The sequence below is a fragment of the Euzebyella marina genome (assembly GCF_003687485.1).
In the GTDB taxonomy this organism is placed as follows: domain Bacteria; phylum Bacteroidota; class Bacteroidia; order Flavobacteriales; family Flavobacteriaceae; genus Euzebyella; species Euzebyella marina.
On record NZ_CP032050.1, the window covers coordinates 4,172,623 to 4,198,638 of the forward strand.

A 26,016-nucleotide genomic window follows, 5' to 3' on the forward strand; every position below is an offset into this window, starting at 1 on the left:
ACCATCTATGTCCGGAAAAAGCGTACTTAAAAGGGTCGATTGGCTTACTGTTCTTTTTTACCTGCTCTTGGTCACTATTGGCTGGGTCAATATTTATTCAAGCACCTTCTCTGAATCGGATTCCTCTATTTTTGATTTTGGAACCCTGCATGGAAAACAACTCTTTTTCATTGGGGCGAGTTTGGCATCGATAGTAATACTCTTGGCGCTTGAAGCCAATTTTTACGAACGGTTTTCAAGCTTGATGTATCTCATAAGCATGGTATTGCTTTTAGGGCTCTTTGTTTTTGGTAAAACGATTGCCGGTGCTACCTCATGGTATAATCTAGGTTTCTTCAATTTGCAGCCCTCTGAGCTAGCGAAAGTAGCAACAGCAATGGCTTTGGCCAAGTACCTAAGTGACATTCAAACCGATATTAAACGAAGAAAAGATCAACTCTATGCTTTTGGCATTATACTCTTGCCTGCATTGTTGATCATACCCCAACCCGACCCTGGTAGCGCCTTGGTATTTTTCTCTCTCTCTTTCGTGATTTTTCGAGAGGGGTTACCTCTCTATTACTTGGGTATTGCCCTTTTGGCTATCTTAACTTTCGTTACCACCTTGATGTTCGGTACCATTTGGGTAGTTATTTTCATCGCATTGCTATTGGTACTTTTCTTCTTGCTGAAGAACAAAAAATTTAAGGTTCCCGTATTTTCGTTGTCATTGGCTGTGGTGGTAACCATTCTATTTTCTTTGTCGGTCAATTTTGTTTTCAATAATGTATTTGAGCAAAGGCATAGAGATCGCTTCAGTCTATGGTTGAGGCTTGAAAAAGACCCTGGCAAACTGGAACAAATCAGAAAAACAATCGGCTATAACACCTATCAATCGGAGAAAGCGATAGAATCGGGCGGTTTTTTTGGGAAAGGATTTTTAGAAGGCACCCGCACCAAAGGAGACTTTGTACCTGAACAGCATACTGACTATATATTTTCAACGGTTGGCGAAGAATGGGGCTTTCTTGGCACTTCAACGGTTGTTGTTCTATTTACCTTATTGCTTCTAAGATTGGTCTATCTAGCCGAGAGGCAAAAAACCGATTTTAGCCGAATGTACGGCTATGGGGTAGTATCGATACTTCTAATACATTATTTCATTAACATAGGCATGGTGATTGGCGTTCTACCGACCATTGGTATACCATTACCGTTTTTTAGCTATGGTGGATCTGGGCTTCTTTTCTTTACTATTCTTCTATTTATCTTTCTAAAGTTAGATGCAAATAGACTAAAGGAGGGTATTTAACCCTTTTTCAGAAAGACCAGTCGCTTTCTCCGTTAGATGCTTCCAAAGTATTCTCAAGGTCATCGGAAAGATTTTTGAAGAAATCGATTCTCGTTTGTTTTTCAATCTCATCGATAGTGACCGTAAACTCTTTCAGAGGTTTGTTACTCTCCTTTCCTAACATTAAAAAAGCCATTGCCTTTGGCCCATCAGAATCGTTTCTAGCAATTATTTTGTAATAATAGTTGGGCACATCAACTTCTTCCTCTCCTATTTCCTTAAGCCCCTCTTCCAGAACACCACCGGTAACAATAAAGATTTCACCATATTGCCTGGCCCAATCGCGCACTTTAATCTCCAATCTGTTCCAAATACCGGAGTTAAAAGCCCTGTCTTGAGGGCTAATATTACTAGTGTAAAAGGTTTCGTTATACGCTTGTTCAGAGAACCTCCTATCCCCTGCCGGGCAGAGATGACCCCTATCATATCCCGACCCTCTATAATTTCTCCAATCGGCAGATTTTGTTTTCACCAACGGGTCTTCAATAAAATAAGGACGCTTTCTCTGGTCATTGGTCAAATGTTCTCTTTTTAAGGTATATGCTACCCATTCAGCCTGTTCAAAAGGCTCATTATACGACAGAATATAATGACCATGTTCCACTATCGCCCCAGTTGTAGAACTAGGCATAAAATCATTGGATATATCGGTTTGCAGCCCCATTATCTTAGCATCAGAATAGGTAGCGGGCGTGTAAAAATTATTGAATACCCAAAAGCCAACAATACAACAGATGATTAAAACAGAGTAGACAGTTTTTCGTTTCATATGCACAAAATTAGCCCATTAAAACTAGAGAATATGCTCGGTGGCAACTTCTTTGGTCACCTGTAAGCAATAAAACCTTTTACCGACAAAATACCTAGTGCAGAAAAGTTCCTTTTTTTCGTATTTGCAGTCGATAATTGAAAGGAAGATTTTTAATTTGCCGTAGATTAATTTGAAAGAACAGGTTATGCTTACATGGAAAGACATTATCAATTTCAGCGTTAAAGGAAACCCTACCCCTGACAAGCGCATTGAGAAAACAGATGCCGAATGGAAAGAGGCGCTTTCACCTGAACAGTTTTATATCACCAGAAAGAAAGGTACCGAACCGGCACATTCAGGAGCCTTATGTACCGCTCACGAAGCCGGAAAATATAACTGTGTCTGTTGCGACACCCCTTTGTTCGATTCTACCATCAAATTTGAGTCAGGAACAGGATGGCCGAGCTTTACGCAACCCATTAAAGAGAACGCCATCAAATATGAGAAAGATAGTTCTTTCGGTATGATTCGTGTAGAAGTAATGTGCAACACTTGTGATGCGCATTTGGGGCATGTATTTCCCGATGGGCCAGAGCCAAGTGGTCTTAGGTACTGCATCAACTCAGAATCATTGCAATTACAACAAGAAAACACAGTGCATGAATAATTCATCTATGGAAGTGGCTACCATTGGCGGAGGGTGCTTTTGGTGCGTGGAAGCCCTTTTACAACAATTAAAAGGAGTAGAAAAAATAGTTTCAGGTTATAGCGGAGGTACCGTGCCTGGTAAACCGACTTACCGCGAGGTTTGTTCAGGCCTAACAGGTCATGCCGAAGTAGTACAGGTTACTTTTGACCCTAAGATCATATCGTACAAAGATTTGTTGCTAGTCTTCTTAACAAGTCACGACCCGACTACTTTAAATAAACAGGGCGGTGATGTAGGAACGCAGTATAGGTCGGTAATCTTTTACCATAATGACCATCAAAAGAAGGATGCAGAAGAGGCTATCAAAGAACTAAAGCCCTATTATTCGGATCCTATAGTTACCGAGGTAAGCGCGGCCCAAACTTTTCACGAAGCTGAAGAGTATCATCAAGATTACTACCGCAATAACACGACTCAGGGGTACTGTAGTGCCGTAATAACACCGAAATTGGCCAAATTTCGAAAAATACACGCAGAAAAATTAGCATAAAAAGCTTATGATACCATTTATAGACGAATGAATACCATCCGTCTACGGAAATCGGTAATTGGACTTTTCTGAACAGGATTTTGGGTTTTATCAAGGTAATTTTATCGAACAATTTAAAACCCAATTCTTATGAAGACCACAAAACTTTACTACAGAATCGCCCTTTCGATATTTAGTGTTGCCATGGTATATGCGGTAGCAAATTCATTTATCAATTATGATACCGTTGCTATTAAGTTTCAACAGTTAGGTTACCCTACCTACCTCATTTCGGTGCTGGGTGCCGCTCAAATGATTGGCCTTGCCGTTTTAATCATCAACAAGAATAACTGGTTGCGAGAATGGGCCTATGCAGGCTTTTTCTTAAATTTTATTTTTGGGATTATAGCACACTTAATGGCTAAAGAAGGTAATGGAGCTGCTGCCGTAGTATGTATCATTGTTCTTTGGGTAGCCTATGTACAGAATAAAAAATTATCGGAACAAACCACTGAAGAAGACAACATTGAGAAGATAAAAATTCGAACGCTTAGAAAAGTAATTTAACTGCAAGTAATTCTTAACAATGGCCTGCCTAGTGCAGGCTTTTTTATTTTATGTGATAGCTAGTACTTAAACTAACGACCAAATAAGGGAAGAAAATTGGAAATGACTGAAATGCAAAAGATTGGTTTTGGAGGCGGATGCCATTGGTGTACCGAAGCGGTCTTTCAAGCTATAAAAGGAGTTTGTTTGGTTGAACAAGGTTTTATAGCCTCAAATGGTAAAAATCATTCCTTTTCAGAAGGAGTCATTGTTCATTATGACCCGAAAACTATCAGCTTATACCTCTTAGTTGAAATTCATTTAAATACCCATAAAAGCACTTCTGCCCATTCAATGCGAGAAAAGTATCGATCCGCGGTTTATTACTATTCCAGTTCACAGAAAAAATTAGTAGTCGATATCTTGAACGAACTGAATAAAAAATTCGATACTAATTTGGTTACTGAACCCTTAGTCATGAAGTGTTTCAAAAAATCTCCAGAGCATTTTCAAAATTATTATAACTCTGACCCTGAAAGACCTTTCTGTAGAACTTACATCAAGCCAAAGCTTGACACTGTTGCCACTAATTTTTCCAGTTCGGCTGAAATAAATAGTAAAAATACATTCTAAAAGCAAAAAGTCCCCAGAAATCAATCTAGGGACTTTTTATTATCTTTTTAATACTCTATCAACCTTTGACGGCCAATTTGCCATGTTTGATGTTGTTTACCCTTAAATCTTGAAGCACATTTACGGCCTCTTCTACGTAAACATCTTTAGCCAAACTTTTATGCCATCTGTCCCTCTTCTCGCGAAGCACCGAATCTTTGGTAAACAAAGCCTCTTCATACTTGAGAGATTCAAAGGTCAACTTGCTGTCATAATCGTTAATGACCTTGAAGTAGTCCGATTTTACCTTGTCTTTTTCCTCTTCTTTTCGATAAGTATTGTAATTAAGAGAAATGACCATTTCATCTTGCTCTGACTTTAACCATTTGGCATTTTCTTCTATCAATTTTATCTGAGGATTGTTAGCCATTCTTTTGGCACTATTGGCCACAGTTTGCTCGTAGTCGATATAACCATCCCAAGGCTTATAATCAGCAGGTGAAATTTTATCCCATTTCAACGGATTTGACTGATCTTTTTCTCCTAAATCAATGTAGCTATACTTATCAGGAACCACCACATCGCTCTTAACACCTTCTAGTTGGGTAGAACCACCGTTGATTCGATAGAACTTTTGCGTAGTTAACTTAATCGCGCCCAAATCGCCGTGTTCGTTACTACGTACTATGTTGTCAAGCGGAATCACGTTCTGCACCGTACCCTTACCGAAGGTCTGCTTGCTACCGATTACAATTGCTCTTTTATAGTCTTGCATCGCAGCCGCTAAAATTTCAGATGCGGAAGCCGAAAGTTCGTTCACCAATATTACCAATGGGCCATCCCACTGAATGCGCTCATCTTTATCGTCATATACATCTTTACCTTTACCTGATGATCGAACTTGAACTATTGGGCCGTCTTTAATAAAAAGACCCGCCATTTCGACTACGGTCTTCAAAGAGCCGCCACCATTATCTCTCAAATCAATTATAAGACCCTCAGCGCCCTCTTCTTTCAATCTATCTACCTCTTTGGCTACATCGGTAGCAGCGTTGCGCTCGGTATAATCATCAAAGTCAACGTAGAATTTAGGTAAATCGATAAGACCGAACTTTTGGTCACCTTTGATGATGTTGGCCGATTTGGCAAATGACTCTTCCAATTCAACCACATCACGGGTTAATGATACTTCCTCTAAAGAACCATCAATCTTTCGAACCGTTAAATTAACGATAGTACCTTTTGGCCCCTTGATCAATTTAATGGCATCATCTAAACGCATGCCAACGATATTGATAGGTTCTTCACCTTTTTGGCCCACTTTAAGAATTTGGTCGCCCACTTCTAGCTGACCATCTCTCCAAACCGGTCCTCCAGAAATAATATCAACAATCTTGGCCCCTTCAGGTTTCTTCTGCAACCTTGCTCCAATACCCTCGAACTTGCCCGACATGCTCATATCGAACTTCTCTTTATCATCGGGTGCAAAGTAAAAAGTATGTGGGTCAAATTCATCGACAATGGTATTGATGTACTGTACAAACCAATCTTTTCGCTCGAGGTCATCAACAAAGTCAAAAAACTCATCTAAGGTCTTTTTGGTAGAAGCCCTTGAAGATTTTTCGGCTTCTTCCGGAGTTAAAGGAGCAGCTGTAGCCTCATCCTCATCCTCCGATTCATCAGACTTCTCCATTTGTCTCATTTTAGAATCGTAAGTACCTAGAGTGGCATATTTTAATTGCAATCTCCAACGCTCTCTCAATTCTTCTTTGTTCTTTGCAAATTGCATCTTTTCGTAATCGATATCGATATTCTCGTTCTCGTTATAATCGAAAGGATGGTCTAAAACTTCTTGATACAAAATCTTAGCAGCTTCCATACGCATCATCAATCGGTCATATACCAAATTGAAGAAGGAAATATCGGTGCTCTTAATCTGATCGTCCAATTGAAATTTGTATTGCTCAAACTCCTTGATATCATCCTCTAAAAAATATCTTTTGGTAGGATCGATTACATCTAAAAAATCGTTGAAGACACTAACTGAAAAATCATCGTTAATGTCTTTCGGCTCGTAATGGCCCTTTTGTAAAACATAGGTAATTAAATCGAGTAGTAATTTATCTTTATCGTCATTCTCAAAAGACTTATTCGTAAAGCCGCAAGAGGCTACCGATATAAGCATTACGCCGAGCACATAGGCTAGATTTCTTTTCATACAACTAAATTTCGATTTTAAAATGCCGTTCACCAAAATGAACGGGAAAATTCACAGTTAAAACTAATGAATTCCCTAAGATACTGAAAAAACCATGCCACCTATGGCAGAGCGCCATTAATATTTTGTTAAACGAAGGTGGGTCGATGTCTTTTGTAAAACGTATTTTTATGCCAGAAATTATCCTGCATGAAAAAACCTTTGATACTGGTAACCAATGATGACGGAATCACCGCACCAGGACTTCGGTCTTTGATAGGCTATATGAAAGAAATTGGTGATGTAGTGGTGGTAGCACCCGACAGTCCGCAATCTGGCAAAGGCCACGCCATAACTATTGACAACACCCTTTTTTCGGCCAAACTGGTGGTAGACAAAGAAAAGGGAGCCCCCCTAGAATATAGCTGCAGTGGCACCCCTGCCGATTGTGTAAAATTGGCGTTGCAAGAACTTCTTGATCGCAAACCCGACATTTGTGTGAGTGGTATCAACCATGGTTCAAATTCTTCCATCAATGTTATTTATTCTGGCACAATGAGCGCTGCCATTGAAGCAGGTATCGAAGGTATACCGGCCATTGGCTTTTCTTTATGTGATTACAATTGGGATGCCGATTTTTCAGCGGCCGAAAAATTCATCAAATCCATTGTCAAGAAAGCTTTAAAAAACGGTATCCCGAAAGGTGTAGTGCTTAACGTCAACATACCCCAGGCCAAAAAAGATGACATCAAGGGAATAAAAATATGCCGACAGGCCAAAGCAAATTGGAAAGAAAAATTCGACAAAAGAACTAGCCCTGCGGGCAGAGACTACTATTGGCTTACCGGAGAGTTTCTATTGCTCGACAAAGGGGAAGATACAGATGAGTGGGCCTTGGCCAACAATTACATTTCAGTTGTACCCACCCAATTCGACCTAACCGCCCACCATGCCATTCAAGGTTTAAACGAATGGGGACTAAACTAATACTCAACCAAACCATATGAATACAAGAAAGGAGTTATTAATAGGATTTTTAGTAGGGGTCATTGCCAATATTATAGGCACATTGCTATACATTTTGTTGTTTTCAGATTTAGGTATCGTAGAAACCTACGAGGCAGCTGTAGAACAAGAGCACGTGGGCAGTCTTTTGGCACTTGGCGCGATTCTCAACCTTTTTGCTTTTTTTGGTTTTCTTAAAATCAGAAGGGATCAAAGGGCCAAAGGCGTTCTTATCGCTACCATCTTGACCGCAATGGTCATACTTTACTACAAGGTATTTTAATCGATAGTAGTTAGCGTTCCCCTTCTAAAATTCAAGATATCGACCCATGAAATATTACATTATTGCAGGAGAGGCCTCTGGCGACCTACACGGCTCAAACCTCATCAAGGCCCTGAAGACAAAAGATCATGATGCAAAGGTAAGATGTTGGGGAGGCGACCTTATGCAGCAGGCCGGCGGCGTTCTTGCCAAACACTATAAAGAGATGGCCTTCATGGGCTTTCTTGAAGTAGTCATGAATTTGGGCACGATTTCAAAGGCCATCAAATACTGCAAGAATGATATTGGTGCTTTTCAGCCAGATGTAATCATTTTTATCGACTATTCAGGGTTCAACCTTCGAATTGCCAAATGGGCCAAAGAGAAAGGTTACAAAACCACCTACTATATTTCACCCCAAATTTGGGCTTCTCGAGAAGGTCGTATCAATGACATTAAAAGGGATATTGATGACATGTATGTTATACTACCCTTTGAAAAAGACTTTTACGAAAAGAAACATAATTATCCGGTAACATTTGTTGGTCACCCGCTTATAGATGCCATTGGAGAAAGAAAGCCTATTGACGACCAAAGATTCAGAAGCGAAAACGGTCTAGACGCCCATAAACCGATTATAGCTTTATTACCAGGAAGCCGAAAGCAAGAGGTTGAAAAAATGCTCACAGTAATGTTAAGCATTGTAGATAAGTTTCAACAATATGAGTTTGTAATAGCCGGGGCACCAAGTCTTGACAAGGAGTTTTATGCTCCCTTCTTAAAAAAGCCCCAGGTAGGCTTTGTCGTCAATAAAACGTATGATTTACTAAGTCTATCCCATGCCGCATTGGTAACCAGCGGCACCGCTACGTTGGAAACCGCACTTTTTAAAGTTCCGCAAGTAGTATGTTATAAGGCCAATTGGCTATCTTATCAAATAGCTAAGCGAATTATCACTCTAAAATATATCTCATTGGTCAATTTGATCATGAATAAAGAGGTCGTTAAAGAATTGATTCAAACCGAACTGACTTCGAAAAAACTGGAAAAAGAACTATCTAAAATTCTAAGTGGAAGCTATCGTGAAGAACAGCTACAGGCTTACTCACTATTACAGAAGAAGTTGGGTGGACAAGGTGCTAGTGAGAATGCGGCCGCACGTATTGTGGAAAATGCTTAAATTTGATATCCAAGTGATATAAGCAACACTTGGGCATGCGCAAACTTCTCTACTTATTAAGCATATTATTGATTGTCAGCTGTGGCTCTTCCAAAAAGAGGAAAGCCCGAGCAAACGAGCCCCGCAGGGTCTCTGTATCGGCCAATTCCGATAAGAATGACGATAATAATCTTCCCTCGCCAAAAAAACCGTTCAGCAAGAAGAATTCCGTTGCCGATGATATAATAAAATCAGCGCTACGCTACAGTGGGGTAAGATATAAATTCGGAGGAACCACTAAAAAGGGTATGGACTGCTCAGGGTTACTTTACGTGGCTTTTGGTGAAAATGACATCAAATTACCGAGAACCTCTTATCATATGGCCGAAGAAGGCCAAAACATCAAGATCAGGGAAGTAGAAAAAGGTGATCTGCTCTTTTTTAGAACAAGTAGACGGGCCAAGCGCATCAATCATGTTGGCATGGTGGTAGCTGTAGAAAATGATGAAATTAAATTCGTACACGCCTCTTCTTCGCGCGGTGTTATTGTAAGCTCATTGAGAGAAGGCTATTGGAATAGCGCTTTCGTAAAGGCCACTAGGATACTTTAAGATGCGTCTTTTACGCTCCGTGCCCATAAAACTTACTCTCTTTTTAATCATTGGAATTTTACTTGGGGAGTATTTCAACCTTCCCACAGAAGGTGCAACAACAGTTACGTTCGTATTCTTGGTTCTAACCGCCCTGCTATTCAAACCAGAAAAGAATTCTATCTTCTTCGGTATTGGCATGGCTTTTACTACCATTGGTATCGGAGCTTTAGCAATAGCGCTCAACCATCGGGAAAACAGACCGAATCACTATTCAAAGTATGTCTCCAAAAGCGACAATAACTATCAACTTAAGATAGTCGAAGAAATGAAGCCTACGGCCTTTTCGTATCGATACTTGGCAAAAGTTATAGCGGTTAATCAGACCCCTTCTTCCGGAAAAATTTTACTTAGCGGCCCGAAAGATTCGGTTCACCTTTTAAATGTAGATGACGAGCTGGTTGCGTTTGGTAAGGAAAGAAAAATTCCAAGTCCCTTGAACCCTCATCAATTCGACTACAGCAAATACATGTACAGTCATGGTATTAGCGACCAATTAACGTTATCCGATGGCAATTACATCTTAAAAACAAATAGTTCAAAAACTATATATGGGCTTGCCTCACATATTCGAAATACGATTATCACCAATTTAAAAGCCGCTCATTTCGGTTCAGATGAATTAAGCATTATTCAAGCCCTTTTACTGGGGCAGAGAGCTGATATTTCTGAGGACACTTATTCTAATTACAAAGATGCAGGCGCTGTTCATATTTTAGCAGTCTCAGGCCTACACATAGGCATTCTGCTTCTAATATTGCAATTTATTCTTCGACCCTTAGAGAGATTCCGAAAAGGCAAAACTGTCAAAACGATTTTAATAATTTTGCTACTCTGGGGTTTTGCCCTGCTCGCAGGGTTTTCGGCCTCCGTTGTGCGGGCCGTAACCATGTTTTCTTTTTTAGCTTATGCCCAGCATCTCAACCGGCCTAGTAACAATTTTAATATTCTTGCGCTTTCGATGTTTGCCATACTTTTGGTCATCAACCCCAGATTACTTTTTCAAGTAGGCTTTCAAATGAGCTATGCCGCGGTCTTTTCTATTATTTGGATTTATCCCCTTCTCCAAAAGTTATATCATCCGAAAAATAAAATTCTACGTTATTTCTGGCAATTGCTTTCGGTCAGCATAGCTGCTCAACTAGGGGTGTTACCCGTAAGTCTTTACTACTTTCATCAATTTCCCTCGCTATTCTTTATATCGAATTTGGTAATTGTACCCCTTCTAGGAGTTATACTTGCTCTTGGAATTGTGGTCATCATATTGGCCAATATTCAATTGTTGCCTAATTGGCTCATAACTATCTATGATCATATCATCAAGTATATGAACCTGATTGTGGAATGGGTGGCACAACAAGAAGAATTTATATTTAGGGATATTCCCTTTGGTTTGGCCCAATTAATCCTTGCTTATTTATGTATAATCACTTTTATACTATTTCTTACCCGACCCACTTTTAAAAAAGTCTTGCCTTTTGCCTTTGTTCTTATCTGCTTTCAGAGTTGGATGATTTATAACAAAATTCAGCTAAAGCAAAAGGAGGTACTATTTCTGGCCCACCAAACAAAGAATACACTCTTAGTACACCACCTTGGCAATCAATTGACAATTTTATCAAAAGATAGTTTGTATGAAAAGAGGTTGGTCAACACTTACAAAGTGGCGGAGCATATTGACGAGGTCAAACCAAAGCTCTTGAAAAACACTTATCAATGGAAAGACCAACATTTATTTTTTATTGATAGTACAGGTGTAAAACCTCCTCACAAAAAATCAAGTGACTATCTCATACTAACTCAATCACCAAAAATAAATTTAAATAGGCTTATTGACTCAATCAAGCCTCATATAATCATTGCAGATGGCAGTAATTATAGAAGCTATGTAAATCAGTGGAAAGCTACGTGTAGAAAAAGAAAAATCCCTTTTTACTACACAGGCGAAAAGGGAGCCTATTTTTTCGGACACAGTAACTAATTCTTAGTGTACCTTACCCATTAACCGCTTGATCAAAGGGGAAGCCAACAAAACAATGACTCCGGCCCCAAGGGCATATTTAGCAATTAATTCGAAGCCATCGGTGTATATCGTTAAAGTTTCGAAACCGCCTACGTTCTTATCGGTGCTTTCTATGGCCAATTGTTTACCTATAAAACCAACTACTTGAAAAGCAAATGCCGATGATAAAAACCATACGCCCATCATAAAGGCAACAATGCGTTTTGGTGAAAGGTCGGTTATTTTTGAAAGGCCGACTGGCGACATAAATAACTCACCTACCGAAAGTAAGAAATACATAAGTAATAAATAGCTAAAAGGCACAAAACCACTTTCGTTGGCACTGCCCGAGCTAATGGCCAAAGCATAAAAACTGATACCGGCAAAAACTAGCCCCAAACCAAACTTATAAGGTGTTCTTGGATTAAGGTTACGCTTGCTAAGATAGGTCCACATCAGCGATATGGGTATGGCCAATATGATGATGAACATAGAGTTTAAAGAGTTGGTCTGAGCGGCGGTCATTATACCATCTAAATCGACGTTGCGGGAAGCAAATAAGGTAATGACACTTCCTGAAAGCTCGTGAAAGCCCCAAAAAATGGTCATAAAAAAGGTAATCAACACCGCTACGAACAGCTTTTTTCGCTCATCGGCATTTGCCTGATACATGATATAGCCCAAGTATATTAAAATGGCAATACCTATAAGCTTAAAAATGACATTTACGATATTCTGATCCTCAAAGAAAGAACCTTCGGTACCTAACGGTTGATAAGCCGACAAAAGATAAGCAATGATGGGTGCTGCAATAACGGCAAGCAGTGGCACTAAAATGCCTTGTTTAATCCCTCCTACCTTTTTATCAAGAACGTGTTCATTTGGCGGAAGGCCCCTATCACCAAAAACATTCTTTTTTATACCTCTCCAGAAGAAGATAAGTCCTGTAAGCATACCTATACCCGCGAGGCCAAAACCGTAATGCCATCCATATTCAACAGCCAACCAACCACATAGTAAGGGTGCGATCCACCCACCGATATTAATACCCATATAGAATATCGTAAACCCGGAATCTTTTTTCGGGTCGCCTTCAGGGTAAAGAGTACCTACAAACGTTGATATATTGGGTTTAAAAAAGCCATTGCCAACAATAATCAATGACAAGGCCAAAAAGAAAGTAATATTATGTTCAATAGCCAAAACGAAATGCCCTATCGACATAAGAATACCACCTAGAAAAATGGAATTACGCATTCCTAATATGGTATCGGAAATTCTACCTCCGATGACCGTAGAAGCATATACCAAAGAACCATAGGACGAATAAACGGCCGCGGTAGCAAAGTCTCTTTCGGCCAAAGCGGCAAATATGACGTCTACCATGTAGAGTGTCAATAGCGCCCGCATTCCATAAAAGCTGAACCGTTCCCAGAGTTCTGCAAAGAACAGATAGAAAAGGCCCTTTGGGTGGCCGAACATTTGCTGCTGCTCCATAAATTCGTGTTTGGTTTCCATATATATATTTTAAGTTATTGGTCCGGTTTTCATTACTCGCTATTCCCTGGAAGATATCAAAAAGTACTAACCCTTTATTTGAGCGTCTATACTTTGTTGTTCTTTGGTATCGAGATTACCTTCTGCCTTTCTGTCTCTCAGGTTTTCGTTCAAGAAATTGGTCATTTTATTGAAGAGGTGAACTCTCGTATTTCCGCCATATATACCATGGTTTTTATCGGGATAGATAGCCCAGTCGAATTGTTTATTGGCCTGAATCAGGGCTTCCGCCATTCTCATGGAATGTTGCGCATGCACATTGTCATCGCCAGAACCGTGAATCAATAGAAAATCGCCCTGCAAAAGTTCAGGATAGTTAAGCGGTGAATTATCGTCGTACCCATCAGGATTTTCTTGAGGAGTGCGCATAAACCTTTCCGTATAGATGGTATCATAAAACCTCCATGAAGTAACAGGGGCAACGGCTATAGCCGTTTCGAAGACCTCGCTACCTTTCAAAAGACTGTTGGTAGCCATATGACCTCCAAAACTCCATCCCCAAATACCTGTTCTGTTCTCATCGATAAAAGAAAGTTCGCTTAACTTCTTTGCCGCGGCAATTTGATCTTCCGTTTCATATTTCACTAAGTTGAGATAGGTAGATTTTTTAAAGTCAGCTCCCTTAAAACCGGTCCCCCTACCATCGACACAAGCAATAACATAGCCTTCAGAGGCTAACTGCTGATGCCAGTAATCTCTATAGCCCATCCAGCTATTGGACACCTGTTGTGATCCGGGACCACTATATTGGTACATGAGTAATGGGTACTTCTTGGAGGGGTCAAAATCTTTCGGTTTGATCATATACATGTTCAACTCATTACCATTGATTTGAATAGTCGAAAACTCTTTGGCACTCAGCTCATACCCCTTCAATTTATCAATAAGGGCATCGTTATTTTTTATCTCTTTGATTTCCTTACCGTTCAAGGCTTTATGCAAGGTATAAATAGGTGGTGTTGTAGCATTTGAATAGGTCAATATAAAATAGGTGAAGTCTGCACTAAAAGCTGCGGAATTGGTTCCTTCTCCTGTGGCCAGTGCCTTTTTGTTTTTCCCATTACTTGCCACACTATAGACTCCCCTATTAATCGACCCGTTTTCGGTTGACTGATAGTAAACCCTATCTTCGTTTTGGTCATAACCGTAGTAATTGGTAACCTCCCAAGGTCCTTTGGTTACCTGGTTCATTAAATTACCGTCTTGGTCATAGAGATAAATATGGTTGTAACCGTCTGTTTCACTCGTCCAGATAAAACTATCGTCTGCCAGAAATGTCAAATTATCAATAATATCGATATAGGCATCATCTTTCTCTTCAAGCAAGACATTTACCGAGTTATCTTTAGCGTTTACCGAAAGTAATTTTAGATGGTTCTGATGTCGATTAATGGTCTGTACGCTCAGGTAATTGGCATTGTTCATCCATTTAATTCGTGGTATATAATAAGGGTTTCCTAAATCAACCTTTGATATGTCTCCTGAAGCGACATCAAGCATGTGCAGCGTTACTTCGGCGTTATTTTCTCCTGCCTTTGGATATTTAAAAACTTCTTGAGTCGGATAAAGTCCCGTACCAAAAACATCCATAGAGAATTGAGGCACCTCTTCTTCATCGAATCGAAGAAAGGCTATTTTACTTCCGTCAGCATTCCATGCGAATGCACGAACAAAAGCAAATTCTTCTTCATACACCCAATCGGTAATTCCATTTATAATTTTGTTCTTAACCCCATCGGTCGTAACCTGTTCTGTGGTTTCTGAATTTAAGTCAAAAATAAATAGGTTATTGTCGTGAACATAAGCCACTTTTGTACCATTGGGCGACAAGGAGGGCTCTTGAATCTTTCCCTCAGAGACTTTTATCACACTTTTTGTCTTTACATCGTAGACGTAGTAATTCGCCAAAAAAGAATGCCTGTAAATAGGATCGATCTCTGTAGCCAAAAGTATCTTCGATTCGTCTTCGTTGAACTCATATGCCGAAAATTCTTTTAAAGCATCTAAGTTTTGAGAATCAACAATGGTTTCTACTTTTTTCTGTGTGGTATAATCATATTTATCAATAGTCGTTCTACCAGTTTTATAATCGCGATTAAGAACCGTGTATTGTTTGCCGTTCTTCATCGACCTTAGAGCATCTAGGCCCTCGGTTCTAAATTCATTAGCGAAAACTCCTTCAACGGTAATTTGTTTTTTCTGTCCGATAGCCATAAATACCATAAGAAAAAACAGAACTGAAATGTACTTTTGCATAGCTTGTTATAAATGATAATAAATCGCCCAAGTTTAGTGATAATTTTACAAAAAATTAAACTTTAATCGCTAAAAAGAGCTTCTGAAAGCCCATATAATCGGGCAACGAGCAAATTCACCTTAATCGTTATCTTTGCCCCAAGACACCATACTTTATGAATAAGCCAGTAGAGGGTTTCTCGAAACTGACCAAAGAACAAAAGATTGATTGGCTAACTACCAATTACACAGAAGATTCTGAATCTGCAAAGAAACTTCTTCAACTTTATTGGAACCCCGATACCAAAGTGCAACAACTACATGACGAGTTTATCGAGAACACCGTTACCAATTACTATCTCCCTTTTGGTATTGCACCCAATTTTTTAATCAACGACAAACTTTATGCCATACCCATGGCGATTGAAGAAAGTTCGGTTGTCGCGGCGGCTAGCAAAGCGGCAAAATTTTGGTTAAAACGCGGAGGGTTCAAAACTAAAATTATTGGCACTGAGAAGGTCGGTCAGGTTCATTTTATTTTTAAAGGGAAATTTGAAAAACTTTCCCGATTTATTGAAGACCTGCGGCCCAAGCTTATTGAAAATGCCTCTTCGATTACACGAAATATGGAAAAACGTGGAGGGGGAATCACAAGTATAGAATTACGCGACAAGACAGATGAACTAAAAGATTACTACCAGCTACACTGTACGTTTGAGACATTGGATGCCATGGGTGCTAATTTTATTAACTCATGCCTAGAAAGCTTCGCCCAAACCCTCGAAAATGAAGCTGCTCAATACGGATCATTTGCAGCTGACGAAAGGCACATTGAAGTGGTCATGAGTATTCTCTCTAATTATGTTCCTGATTGCCTAGTGCGGGCCGAAGTGAGTTGCCCAGTATCTCAAATGAATATTGATCATCGATTATCTCCTCACGAATTTGCCAAGAAAATGGTAAGAGCGGTTGAAATTGCCAAAATCGAACCTTTTAGGGCGGTAACCCACAATAAGGGTATAATGAACGGAATAGATGCCGTGGTCTTGGCGACAGGTAACGATTTCAGGGCCATTGAAGCGGCCGCACACGCATACGCCTCTAAAAACGGTAATTATAGTAGCTTAACCGATGCCAAAATCGAAGACGATATTTTCAGCTTTTCGATAGAGCTGCCCCTTGCCCTAGGAACTGTTGGTGGGCTCACCAGTCTTCACCCTTTAGTTAAGTTGGGTCTAGAAATATTGGGTAAACCATCCGCATCGGAACTAATGCAGATAGTTGCCGTTGCCGGTCTTGCCCAAAACTTTGCAGCTGTACGTTCATTGGTTACCACAGGAATTCAAGAAGGCCATATGAAGATGCACCTTTTGAACATTCTTAATCAATTGGGTGCCACCGATAGTGAAAAAAACACTTTAGTAGACTATTTTAAAACCCATGCAGCTACGCACAATGCCGTGGTGGAGGCTTTTGAAAAAATCAGAAATTAGAATGGTCGAGTACTACAGTCATGGCAAGCTATTACTGACCGCTGAATACGCCGTTTTGGATGGTGCCAAATGTTTAGCCGTACCAACAAAATTGGGTCAATCTTTGAGAGTCTCCCCGTTAAAAAAATCTTTGATTGAATGGAAGAGTTTTGACCATCAGGGAAATTTGTGGTTCGAAAAGGAAATAACCATTGAAAAGCTTCGAGAATCAGAAATATCTAAAGAAGAAAATCCTGTCTTACATACGTTGCTAAAATTGCTACGGGAAGCCATTAAACTGAACCCCGAATTTCTATCGGAAGAAAAAGGTTACCGTGTTGAAACCTACCTGGAATTTCAAAAAGATTGGGGATTAGGTTCTTCATCAACGTTAATTAACAACATTGCTTCTTGGGCCGGGGTAGATGCCTTTCAATTGCTATGGAACGGCTTTTCCGGGAGTGGTTATGACATTGCCTGCGCGCAGAATGATGGAGCCATAACTTATAGCATCGACCGTAATAAACCTTTAATTGAGAAAGTCGATTTCAATCCACCTTTTTCCGAGAACATATATCTCGTATACTTAGAGAGGAAGCAGAATAGTAGGGATGGTATTGCCAGATATAAGAACTTAAAATCTGGAAAGGCATCGATGCTTAAAAGAATAACGGAGTTAACCGAGGAAATAATTGATTGTCGAGAACTTCAACATTTCGAAAACCTTATTACGGAACATGAAGATATCATTGCCAAGGCCATCGATATGCCGAAGGTAAAAAATAGATTATTCAATGATTACACCGGAGGATGTATTAAAAGTTTAGGAGCCTGGGGCGGTGATTTTATTTTGGCTACAGGGGATGCCGGCACACCAGATTATTTCAAGAACAAGGGATTTAATACGGTTTTACCTTACCAACAAATGGTAATATAAAAAAAGGCCCTCTAGCGGGCCTTTTTAATTCTTTATATCAATAATAGTCTAATAGAAAATAGAACGGTTGTCCTCAACTTCTGAGTCCTCCTTTAGAGCATCATAAACGTCACTATTAACTCTACCCTCTCTTATTGTCTTTAATGAGTTGGCATAAGTACTATAGTTATCCAATTGAGGTCCTTCGGTCTTCTTGGTAACCGTCAACATGAAAACGCCCGTATTGCCTTCAATCAAACCTGAAGTTTCTCCTTCAGACATCGTATAAGCCGTACCGACCACCGCGGGTTCGGCCCCGGCCCCAGGAATTGTTGGAGATTTCACGTTCAAGGCCGTAGCCGTAGAAACACTTACATTATTATCCTTGGCCAAATCATCTAGCGACTTGCCTTTATTTGCTGAAATAATCTGAGCTGTTTTACGCTCTTTTCTCAAAATTGGCAAAACAGTAGGTGAGGCATCTTCTACCGACATCAAGCCCTTTTCGTATTTCTTGGTCAATTGAACAACCGCGTAACCTTCCGGCAAATCAAATCTTCTGATATCACCAACGTTCGTTTCTTGGTTAAAGGCCCATTGAACGATACTGCGCTGAGACGATAGCCCTGGCAAGTTTTCGTCAACCGCATTGATTTTATTAACCGGACGAACCGCGTATTGTGATTCTTTAGCCAAATCTGTAAAAGCCTTTTCTCCGGAAATGGTCGACATCTCAAATTTGGTTGCATCGGTGAATAAGGTATTAACCGTTTCTTCAGATGGTTCTATTTCACGGGCCAAAGTGGCTACTTGAAATAAATCACGCTTATCATCGATTTTAATAACGTGGAAGCCAAAATCAGTCTCAACCATTCCAATGCTGCCTACGTTATTTTGAAATGCGAAGTCATTGAAAGATGGAACCATAGTTCCTTCAACAAAATAACCCAAGTCGCCACCGTTAGGCGCCGAGGGGCCATCAGAATTGTCACGAGCCAATTCAACGAATTTTACATCCGATTTTTTAACCTCACGAAGTAATCGCTTTGCTTCCTGCTCAGCTTCCTCTTTAGTGCGGGTCACATCAGGGTTAGCTCTTTCGGCACCTTCATAAGCAATTAAAATATGGCTGGCCTTAACCGAACCGTTAGCCTTTCTTCCCATCATTTTAGAAATCTTAAAGAAATCTCCATCACGATAAGGACCATAAACCTCACCTACTTGAAGTGTAGACAGCGTATCGGAAACTCTAGCAGACAATTGATTTTTTGCCTTATAGATGGTATCGAACTTAATATCTGAGTTACGGTCCAAGTAAGCGGCCATATCATCAGTTGACCGAAAACCTTTTAAAGTATCGTTACGGTCTGTCTGTGCATTATATTCAATAGTGTCATCTAACAATTTGGTGACAGCATCTTCAACCTCTTTCTCATCTTCAGCAGATGGCTTCTCTTCAAAGTAAACGAATTGAATGTCACGTGCAGGTTCTTGCTTGAACTCTTCTTTGTGCTCGTTAATATATGATTGTATCTCGCTTTTTGAAACCGCTACCGTACTATCGGCTATTGAGGTAAAAGGTATACGAACATACTTGATATCCATCTTATTGTTCGCCAATTTGTAGTCAAGCTCACCTTCTTTCAAAGTTGCACCTACACCAGCCTTAATCAGATTAAAATAAGCTTGTTGCTTAGCGCTCTCGATAATTGATTTCTCATCTTGCAACCAAAGCTCATACTGGGCAGGATTGTTAATCTTAAGATCTGCAATGAACTCACGGAATTTATTCTGATCAAAAACTCCATTCTCATTTAAAAACTGAGGACTTTGGGAGTAGCCCGGCATTGAGCCTATGTAATTAAGGATTTGATCCTGCTCGATATCAATACCTAAATCTTCAAGCTGCTGACCTAAAATGGCATTTCGTACCTCTTGATCATAAACCTGATTTACCGTTTGCATTGTTGAAACGTTAGGCCCCGATCTTCGGGAAGCGATATCTACTTTTTGACGAAACTCGTCAATCGAAATATCTTCACCGTTTACTTCCGCAATGCTTGAACCTACCTTTCCGCCACCTAGGCCGTTATTGGTAAATACACCGGAAATCACAAAAGCGAACAACGCCAAACCTATGATAAGAATTAAAACGGTCGTACGTTTTCTTATATTCTCTAAAATTGCCATTTAAGGAGTTTTTAAATCAGTGTGCGAAATTAGTATTTTCTTTTGAAATATTAAAGACTTTAAAGCCCACGGCATCAGGTTCATGATTTCGTGTTAGCCACTGTTAGAAATTGAGAAGAATAATATGGCAACTACAATCAATCTTTTTCAATCAACTTTACTGTCAATAGGTCAATTTTAGTGTTTGACACTTCAATGATTTTAAACAAAAAATTCTCTATTTGAATTTCAGAATCTTTCTCGGGTATTTCACCTTTTTCATTGACTATCAACCCCCCGACTGTTTCGTACTCATCGCTTTTAGGCAACTCTAATTTGTAAGTTTCGTTGATGTAATCAACCTCAAGCCTAGCAGAGAATTTAAAACTACCATCTTCCAATTGTTCTTCAATCAGGTCAGTGGTATCATGCTCATCTTCTATCTCGCCAAAGAGCTCTTCAACAATATCTTCAACGGTCATCAAACCTGAAGTACCCCCATATTCATCTAACACCACCGCTATACTCTTTCTCTTTTTAGTTAGTACGTTAAGTATGTCTTGAATTAGCATAGTCTCTGGCACATATTCTACAGGTAGCAGAATACTCTTGATAGTCTTTGGCTTTTTAAAAAGCTCATAAGAATGCACATACCCAATGATATTATCAATCGTGTCTTTATAGACCAAAATTTTAGAATAACCCGTTTCGGTGAAAAGCTTGGTCAAATTTTTTGGGGTCTCATGAAGTTCAACAGCCGTTATTTCGGTACGAGGAACCATTACCTCCCTTGCTTTTACCTCGGCAAACTCCAAGGCATTTTGAAAAATCTGTATTTCAGAATCTACCTCGTCTTCTTCATTGACCGTTTCCATTTGCTCATTGATGTAGTCGCCCAATTCTAGCTTGGTAAATGAAAGTTGCACTTCATCACCATCCGTTTTGAAAAACGTCTTAAGAATCAAATCGGAAACCCAAATGACAAAATCTGATATAAAGGAAAAGACTACGTAAAACAAATAGGCCGGAACTGCCAACACCTTTAGAAGCGTATTGGAATAAATTTGAAACAGCACTTTTGGCAGAAACTCAGCCGTAAACAAGATTATCAAGGTTGATATTATTGTTTGGGTCAAAAGACTAAAATCGACCAATACCACCTTTAAGAATTCATTATCGACCGGTAACATGCCCTCAAACCAGCGCATGAGCAGGTCACCCATAAAAAACCCATAAATAACCAACGCAATATTGTTACCAATAAGCATCGTTGCTATGAATTTCGAAGGCTTTTTGGTAAGGCGTGTCAACACTTTGGCCAAAACACCTTCTTGCTTCTTCTCTATTTCAATATGGATTTTATTAGCCGAAATGAAGGCTATCTCCATTCCGGAAAAGAATGCAGAGAATAGAAGTGAAATGATGATAATTGTAATCGCAGTTTCCAAAATTACCGCTGGTTATCACTATTTCGCTGTTCAAATTTCTTTCGGTAGTTTCTTCTGAACAAAAACATACCGATAGAAACAACAGCAAAGAAGATGAACAAATAAGCACTTTGTCGGTCGGTATTCCAATCGGTAAAAATACGATAGAGCGAAAAAAAGCAGACCGCTAAATATAAATACTCTGTATACCGTAAAATTTTAATCATTTGCCTGTTACTTAATTGTCATAAGACCAAATGTTCTATGGGCGTTAAGAACACTAATATCTTTATTAAAATCCATTCCTTCCCCGTCCATCACGGTGCCGTCTTCAGGATTTGTAAACTTAAATTTTTCTTGCGTAAAAATCCAATCGTGGTCTTGATCCCAATAGAGTTGGCTTGTCTCAAGCTTTTTACCATCATGACTTTCAATAACCACATTGCCCTGCAAATCTATAACATTTGTAGCGGCATAAATAATTCCGAAATCGGCCTTTATAATACTCTTGTCTCCGTTCTCGTTAAAAAAATCAATAACAAGCCCTTCTGGAAACTTCTGGTACGGAAACGTTAAATTTTCGAAATTATGGTTTAAAGGGCTATTTAAAACTGCAATGACCCTAGAAGAGGCACTATCTTCAGAATTCAATTGTTCACGGGTCATGGTATAGGTCATATCAAAATTCTCAGCTATGAACATTGGATAGACCAAAGGTAGCTTTTCAGCACCAGACCTTTTATAATTGTCTTTACAAGACAAAAAAAGTATTGCCATGGTCAAAACCATGGCAATACCATAAAAATTATATCGTGAACTTTGTGTCATCTTATAGACTAGGCACCTTTACACTACCACCAACCCAACAGCTGAAAGTAACTGTCTTGCCGGCCATACCTGAGTTAAAGATGTCAGTTTTAGAAGGTGCTTTTGCCGAATAGCTCGCAGCAGCCTGGTTGGCCTGAGAACCTAAGGCAGGGTCTACACGACCTGCTTGACGGGCCATATCAGCAGCTTTCCAGTAAATAGCACGTTTTTCAAAAGGAGTGCTACCACAATCATTAGCACTTGTAGCATAAAGGTTAGCAATCAACAAATAAGCCTTACCATTCGCTTTATTAGAATTGATAGCTTGTTGAGCATACTTTCTTGCAGTTGATTTGCTTCCTTTTCTCTTGTTAATAACAGCAACCTTATAAGCAATATCCGATTTTTTGATAGCATCGGTCTCCATACTCATAGCCTTATCAAAATCGGCCAATGCCCCATTTGAGTCACCATTTTTCATTTTTAAAGTACCACCATATACGTAAGCACTTGCTGAAGGCTCAAGCGCTAACTGCGCCTCGAACAACTTTTGGAAAAGAGGGTCATCGGTACATTCTTTGTTGAACATTCTACCTACTGCTCTTTTTACCCAAGTTACATCCCCCTTCTTCTCTTCAAAACTCTTTTCATATAAAGGAATCAAGTTTTCACAATCAGCCAAAGCACCCAATTTAGAATCTACACTACCGGCAATTTTACCGTAAGATTCAGAGTTGATGGTAGCCACCTTCAATTGTCTCTTTTCTTTAGAAGTGATAGTACCTGTAGAATCTTTTGGCAACAGTTGAGTAACCACGCCGGTCAACTTCTGGTTTTCTTCTTCAATTTTATCGGTTACGTTGTCGTAAACATCAAATACTTCTTGAAGGTCTTTACTACCACCTTTATGAAGGTCTACCAAGCTAGAAAAATAAAGGTAAAGTGCTCTTGGATTTTTAAAGTTCTTTGGATCTTGTTTGAAAGCAGCATCCAACATGGAATAAATCTCCTCATCGGAGCCCATTTTGTTTTCATACATCAAAAGTGCTTTGTCTATAGCCACAACAGATGGCGTATATCTTTTTGGAAAATACTTTGCACTGTTATCATAAAGACCCATTAAGTCTTTTATAAAACCATCTTTCTCTGCGCCTGAAGACTTCTCGATTTTGTCTTGCAAAATCTTTTCACCCAAAGAGAAATTGGCCTTATTGATATCAGGACAATTATCATAAACCATTTTCCAAGGTGTATATGCAGCCTCATAGTTTTTAACTTTAGCATGTTCCGCATAAATGGAAAGATTGGTCATACATTCTGGGTTTTGGGCTTGGGCATTGCTTGAAACAATGAAGCCGAAAAGCATGATTGCAGAGAGGTAAATTTTAGTTTTCATTTGTTCAATTTTATTTGTTTTTCAAAAAGTCAAACACCTTTCGTCATAAATCTCGGTTCGTTTTGTATTGACGTCTTGCGTTTTTGGTTTCCGATTTTGAGGGGGTTAATGTACTAATTTTTTACCAAGCGAACCCTTTGAAACTTAGAATTTAACCCTAATCGTGTCGATTTGACACCTGATTTTAAACATTCTAAAATTTTTGGGCAATTTTTTATCAAAAAATCAAAGGTTACGCCTTTAATTAATTTTACGCTTACGGAACCAGATATCATTTAGCGATAAACCAACATTAACCTTAAAATAGCTTTCTTCTATTAAATCGGCCGATGTGGTACCTCTACGACCTACCTCAAAGCCAAGATTAAGGTTGGAATAGCCCTTAAGCGGAAGTCCTAATCCAAAAGTTATGCCAAAGTCATTAACCTCTTTATCATTGATGAGCATTCCAGTCTTATCAAGCCGCACCCCGGCACGATAAGTTACCCTACTCAAGTAGCTTTCAAAAGAACTACTATTAGGAATATAGAAACCTCCCAAAGCCAAAGTACTTGCGTCACCATAGACCAAGTTGTCTATTTCGAGAAAAACATTTGAATAATCGCTTAGCTGCTGATAGCTGTATTCAAGGCCTAAGAACCATTTCATGTTCTGACCATAACCAAGACCCACCGTAGCAGTGGTGGGTATTTTAACCCCCGTCTCCTTTAAACCTTGCGCATCAAGATTTACGTCAACTGCCTCTACATCTGCCTGGGTCAATAATGAAAAAGAACCAATTCTTTTTGTGTTTCTAGCGGAAAGATTAGCCTGTGTATTTATGCGTAAAGATGTAAAAAGAGTGTGTTTATCATCAATTGAAGGCGTGTAATTAATAGCGTAATTTAAATCTATACCATCAATTTTAGAAGTTCGCTCATCCTTCACGCCGTATTGAACGTTTTCAACACTTTGAATTCGCAAACTCTCGACCGTACCAAAATTATAATTGGCCGACACTCCCACACTAAAATCTTTAAATACCTCATAACCGACGGACAGATACAGACGGTTCAAGCCTCCTTCTCCCGAATATTCATTAATGATTCGAGAACCCTCGGCACCAGTTTGAGCTACAAAATTGTAGCCGACCGAAGAATAGGGCATGACGCCGAATCCAATTCCTAAGCCTTCCTTTAAACTAAAACCTAATGACAGATATTCAAGATTGGTAACCGCACTGCTTTGCTCTTCAGCAAAACTTTTCAATCGCACTTGCTTGTGTGAAATTCCGGCCGTATAAGTGGTAATACCAAAATCTTCGCCAAATCTAACCCCTAGCTTGCTGTAAGCGGCAGGGTTCTGAAGGTTTACATGAATACTATCGGCATACATGGCTATACCTCCCATCATTTGATTTTCGGCGGTTGCCGCTGAACTTAGTTCACCCAACCCGAAATAAGAATACGGCGAAACCGTTCCGTCTTGTCCGTATGCGCCTACTGCAACAAGGCACATTAAAACAACATATATTTTTTTGATCATTTAATGCTTGTTGTATTCCAACAGATAGTTCAACCCTTTTAGGAGAAATTTGGAATCCGCAAATATGGTATTTTTTAACCGTTTTGACAAAAATGGCGCATCGCCTCCTGTTAAAATAACTGTTAAATCTACGAACCTTGATTTATACTGATTGATTACCCCATCTATTTCATGACACAATCCGTTAACCACACCGCTATGAATACTATTCTCGGTTGAGTTACCAATAAAATCAAAAGGCATTTTAGGTTTCAGCAAGGGTAATTTTGCCGTTTGGGTGTTTAAAGATTTGTAGCGCATGTTAAGACCGGGAGAAATAGCGCCTCCCAAATATTCGCCGTAATCATTGACCATTTCATAGGTCACGCATGTACCTGCATCGACCACTAACGTATTGGCCTTTGGGTTATGGTAAAAAGCAGCGGTTGCCAAAGCCATTCTATCAACGCCCAAGGTCTGGGCGGTAGCATAAGAGTTTTTATACGGAGTTTTAGAAGATGGTGTCAATTCATGAACAGTGCAAAAAACGGCCATTACGGCAATCACCTTTTTATCTAAATGACCAACGGAAGAAACAATGCTATGTGAAATTTTAGGGTAGTGATCACAAATCTCCTTGACCAATCTTGGCATGCTTTCAGCATCTGTATTCTGATAAAAAATAAGGTTATTTCTATCAAACACAGCGAGTTTCACTGAGGTGTTGCCGGCATCGATAATTAGGTTCATAGTACAAAGGTCAAAAAAACAGATCAAACAGATTACCTTTTTTTGCACATTTTGTTTGCATATCGCAAAATTGAAATTATATTTGCACCCGC

Annotated in this window: 23 protein-coding genes; 12 read left to right on the forward strand and 11 right to left on the reverse strand. The window is 39.5% G+C overall.

Going from position 1 to position 26,016, the window contains the following annotated elements:
- Positions 1-7: 7 nt before the first annotated feature.
- Positions 8-1,291: a rod shape-determining protein RodA gene (gene rodA, locus D1013_RS17980; RefSeq protein WP_121850142.1), complete on the forward strand. Its 1,284-nt coding sequence runs from the start codon at positions 8-10 to the stop codon at positions 1,289-1,291.
- A 7-nt stretch (positions 1,292-1,298) separates the two neighbouring features.
- On the opposite strand, the gene D1013_RS17985 is transcribed toward rodA, so the two are convergent.
- Positions 1,299-2,099 (reverse strand): DNA/RNA non-specific endonuclease, encoded by an 801-nt coding sequence (locus D1013_RS17985; RefSeq protein ID WP_121850143.1) that lies wholly within the window; start codon positions 2,097-2,099, stop codon positions 1,299-1,301.
- A 187-nt stretch (positions 2,100-2,286) separates the two neighbouring features.
- Between D1013_RS17985 and msrB the strand changes: the two genes are divergently transcribed.
- The 4 genes from msrB (at position 2,287) to D1013_RS18005 (ending at position 4,438) form a co-directional block, all read left to right on the forward strand.
- On the forward strand, positions 2,287-2,748 hold the full coding sequence (gene msrB, locus D1013_RS17990) for a peptide-methionine (R)-S-oxide reductase MsrB (RefSeq protein ID WP_121850144.1): 462 nt from the start codon (positions 2,287-2,289) through the stop codon (positions 2,746-2,748).
- Positions 2,741-3,280, forward strand: coding sequence for a peptide-methionine (S)-S-oxide reductase MsrA (gene msrA, locus D1013_RS17995; RefSeq protein ID WP_121850145.1), 540 nt, complete (start codon positions 2,741-2,743; stop codon positions 3,278-3,280). The genes msrB and msrA overlap by 8 nt, the downstream gene beginning before the upstream one ends.
- A 129-nt stretch (positions 3,281-3,409) precedes the next feature.
- Positions 3,410-3,826, forward strand: coding sequence for a DoxX family protein (locus D1013_RS18000; RefSeq protein ID WP_121850146.1), 417 nt, complete (start codon positions 3,410-3,412; stop codon positions 3,824-3,826).
- Between the two features lie 111 nt (positions 3,827-3,937).
- Positions 3,938-4,438, forward strand: a complete 501-nt coding sequence (locus tag D1013_RS18005) for a peptide-methionine (S)-S-oxide reductase (protein WP_240467922.1) — start codon at positions 3,938-3,940, stop codon at positions 4,436-4,438.
- Positions 4,439-4,496: 58 nt separating this feature from the next.
- On the opposite strand, the gene D1013_RS18010 is transcribed toward D1013_RS18005, so the two are convergent.
- Positions 4,497-6,635, reverse strand: coding sequence for a carboxy terminal-processing peptidase (locus D1013_RS18010; RefSeq protein ID WP_121850148.1), 2,139 nt, complete (start codon positions 6,633-6,635; stop codon positions 4,497-4,499).
- A gap of 189 nt (positions 6,636-6,824) precedes the next feature.
- Here D1013_RS18010 and surE point away from each other — a divergent pair, with 189 nt between their 5' ends.
- From surE to D1013_RS18035, 5 genes are read left to right on the forward strand one after another with little or no spacing between them, the layout of a single operon-like run.
- Entirely contained in the window at positions 6,825-7,601 is a 777-nt protein-coding gene (surE, locus tag D1013_RS18015; protein WP_121850149.1) for a 5'/3'-nucleotidase SurE, read from the forward strand.
- A 16-nt stretch (positions 7,602-7,617) separates the two neighbouring features.
- A complete protein-coding gene (locus tag D1013_RS18020; protein WP_121850150.1) occupies positions 7,618-7,902 on the forward strand; it encodes a hypothetical protein in 285 nt (94 codons plus the stop codon).
- 46 nt (positions 7,903-7,948) lie between these two features.
- Complete coding sequence (gene lpxB, locus D1013_RS18025; RefSeq protein WP_121850151.1) at positions 7,949-9,061, forward strand: lipid-A-disaccharide synthase; 1,113 nt, start codon at positions 7,949-7,951, stop codon at positions 9,059-9,061.
- 35 nt (positions 9,062-9,096) lie between these two features.
- Positions 9,097-9,651, forward strand: a complete 555-nt coding sequence (locus D1013_RS18030; RefSeq protein ID WP_121850152.1) for a C40 family peptidase — start codon at positions 9,097-9,099, stop codon at positions 9,649-9,651.
- A 1-nt stretch (position 9,652) separates the two neighbouring features.
- On the forward strand, positions 9,653-11,671 hold the full coding sequence (locus D1013_RS18035; protein ID WP_121850153.1) for a ComEC/Rec2 family competence protein: 2,019 nt from the start codon (positions 9,653-9,655) through the stop codon (positions 11,669-11,671).
- A gap of 3 nt (positions 11,672-11,674) precedes the next feature.
- On the opposite strand, the gene D1013_RS18040 is transcribed toward D1013_RS18035, so the two are convergent.
- On the reverse strand, positions 11,675-13,210 hold the full coding sequence (locus tag D1013_RS18040; protein ID WP_121850154.1) for a peptide MFS transporter: 1,536 nt from the start codon (positions 13,208-13,210) through the stop codon (positions 11,675-11,677).
- A 66-nt stretch (positions 13,211-13,276) separates the two neighbouring features.
- A complete protein-coding gene (locus D1013_RS18045) occupies positions 13,277-15,505 on the reverse strand; it encodes a S9 family peptidase (protein ID WP_121850155.1) in 2,229 nt (742 codons plus the stop codon).
- 155 nt (positions 15,506-15,660) lie between these two features.
- Here D1013_RS18045 and D1013_RS18050 point away from each other — a divergent pair, with 155 nt between their 5' ends.
- Both D1013_RS18050 and D1013_RS18055 read left to right on the forward strand, forming a co-directional pair.
- The gene (locus D1013_RS18050; protein ID WP_121850156.1) at positions 15,661-16,977 is read left to right on the forward strand and encodes a hydroxymethylglutaryl-CoA reductase, degradative; all 1,317 of its coding nucleotides are present in this window, start codon (positions 15,661-15,663) and stop codon (positions 16,975-16,977) included.
- Positions 16,925-17,893 carry a GYDIA family GHMP kinase gene (locus D1013_RS18055; protein WP_225621410.1) on the forward strand — a complete coding sequence of 323 codons (969 nt, stop codon included), beginning with the start codon at positions 16,925-16,927 and terminating at the stop codon, positions 17,891-17,893. Before D1013_RS18050 ends, D1013_RS18055 begins: the two co-directional genes overlap by 53 nt.
- Before the next feature lie 48 nt (positions 17,894-17,941).
- Here D1013_RS18055 and D1013_RS18060 read toward each other — a convergent pair whose 3' ends face one another.
- The 7 genes from D1013_RS18060 to D1013_RS18090 all read right to left on the reverse strand — a co-directional run bounded on the left by D1013_RS18060 (position 17,942) and on the right by D1013_RS18090 (position 25,924).
- Positions 17,942-20,062: a peptidylprolyl isomerase gene (locus D1013_RS18060; RefSeq protein ID WP_121850158.1), complete on the reverse strand. Its 2,121-nt coding sequence runs from the start codon at positions 20,060-20,062 to the stop codon at positions 17,942-17,944.
- 137 nt (positions 20,063-20,199) lie between these two features.
- On the reverse strand, positions 20,200-21,489 hold the full coding sequence (locus D1013_RS18065; RefSeq protein ID WP_121850159.1) for a hemolysin family protein: 1,290 nt from the start codon (positions 21,487-21,489) through the stop codon (positions 20,200-20,202).
- A gap of 2 nt (positions 21,490-21,491) precedes the next feature.
- Complete coding sequence (locus tag D1013_RS18070; protein ID WP_121850160.1) at positions 21,492-21,695, reverse strand: hypothetical protein; 204 nt, start codon at positions 21,693-21,695, stop codon at positions 21,492-21,494.
- A gap of 7 nt (positions 21,696-21,702) precedes the next feature.
- A complete protein-coding gene (lptC, locus tag D1013_RS18075) occupies positions 21,703-22,296 on the reverse strand; it encodes an LPS export ABC transporter periplasmic protein LptC (protein WP_121850161.1) in 594 nt (197 codons plus the stop codon).
- 1 nt (position 22,297) lies between these two features.
- Complete coding sequence (locus D1013_RS18080; protein ID WP_121850162.1) at positions 22,298-23,671, reverse strand: tetratricopeptide repeat protein; 1,374 nt, start codon at positions 23,669-23,671, stop codon at positions 22,298-22,300.
- 240 nt (positions 23,672-23,911) lie between these two features.
- Positions 23,912-25,195 carry a BamG family beta-barrel-assembly machinery protein gene (locus D1013_RS18085; protein ID WP_121850163.1) on the reverse strand — a complete coding sequence of 428 codons (1,284 nt, stop codon included), beginning with the start codon at positions 25,193-25,195 and terminating at the stop codon, positions 23,912-23,914.
- Positions 25,196-25,924: a type III pantothenate kinase gene (locus D1013_RS18090; protein WP_121850164.1), complete on the reverse strand. Its 729-nt coding sequence runs from the start codon at positions 25,922-25,924 to the stop codon at positions 25,196-25,198.
- Positions 25,925-26,016: the final 92 nt, after the last annotated feature.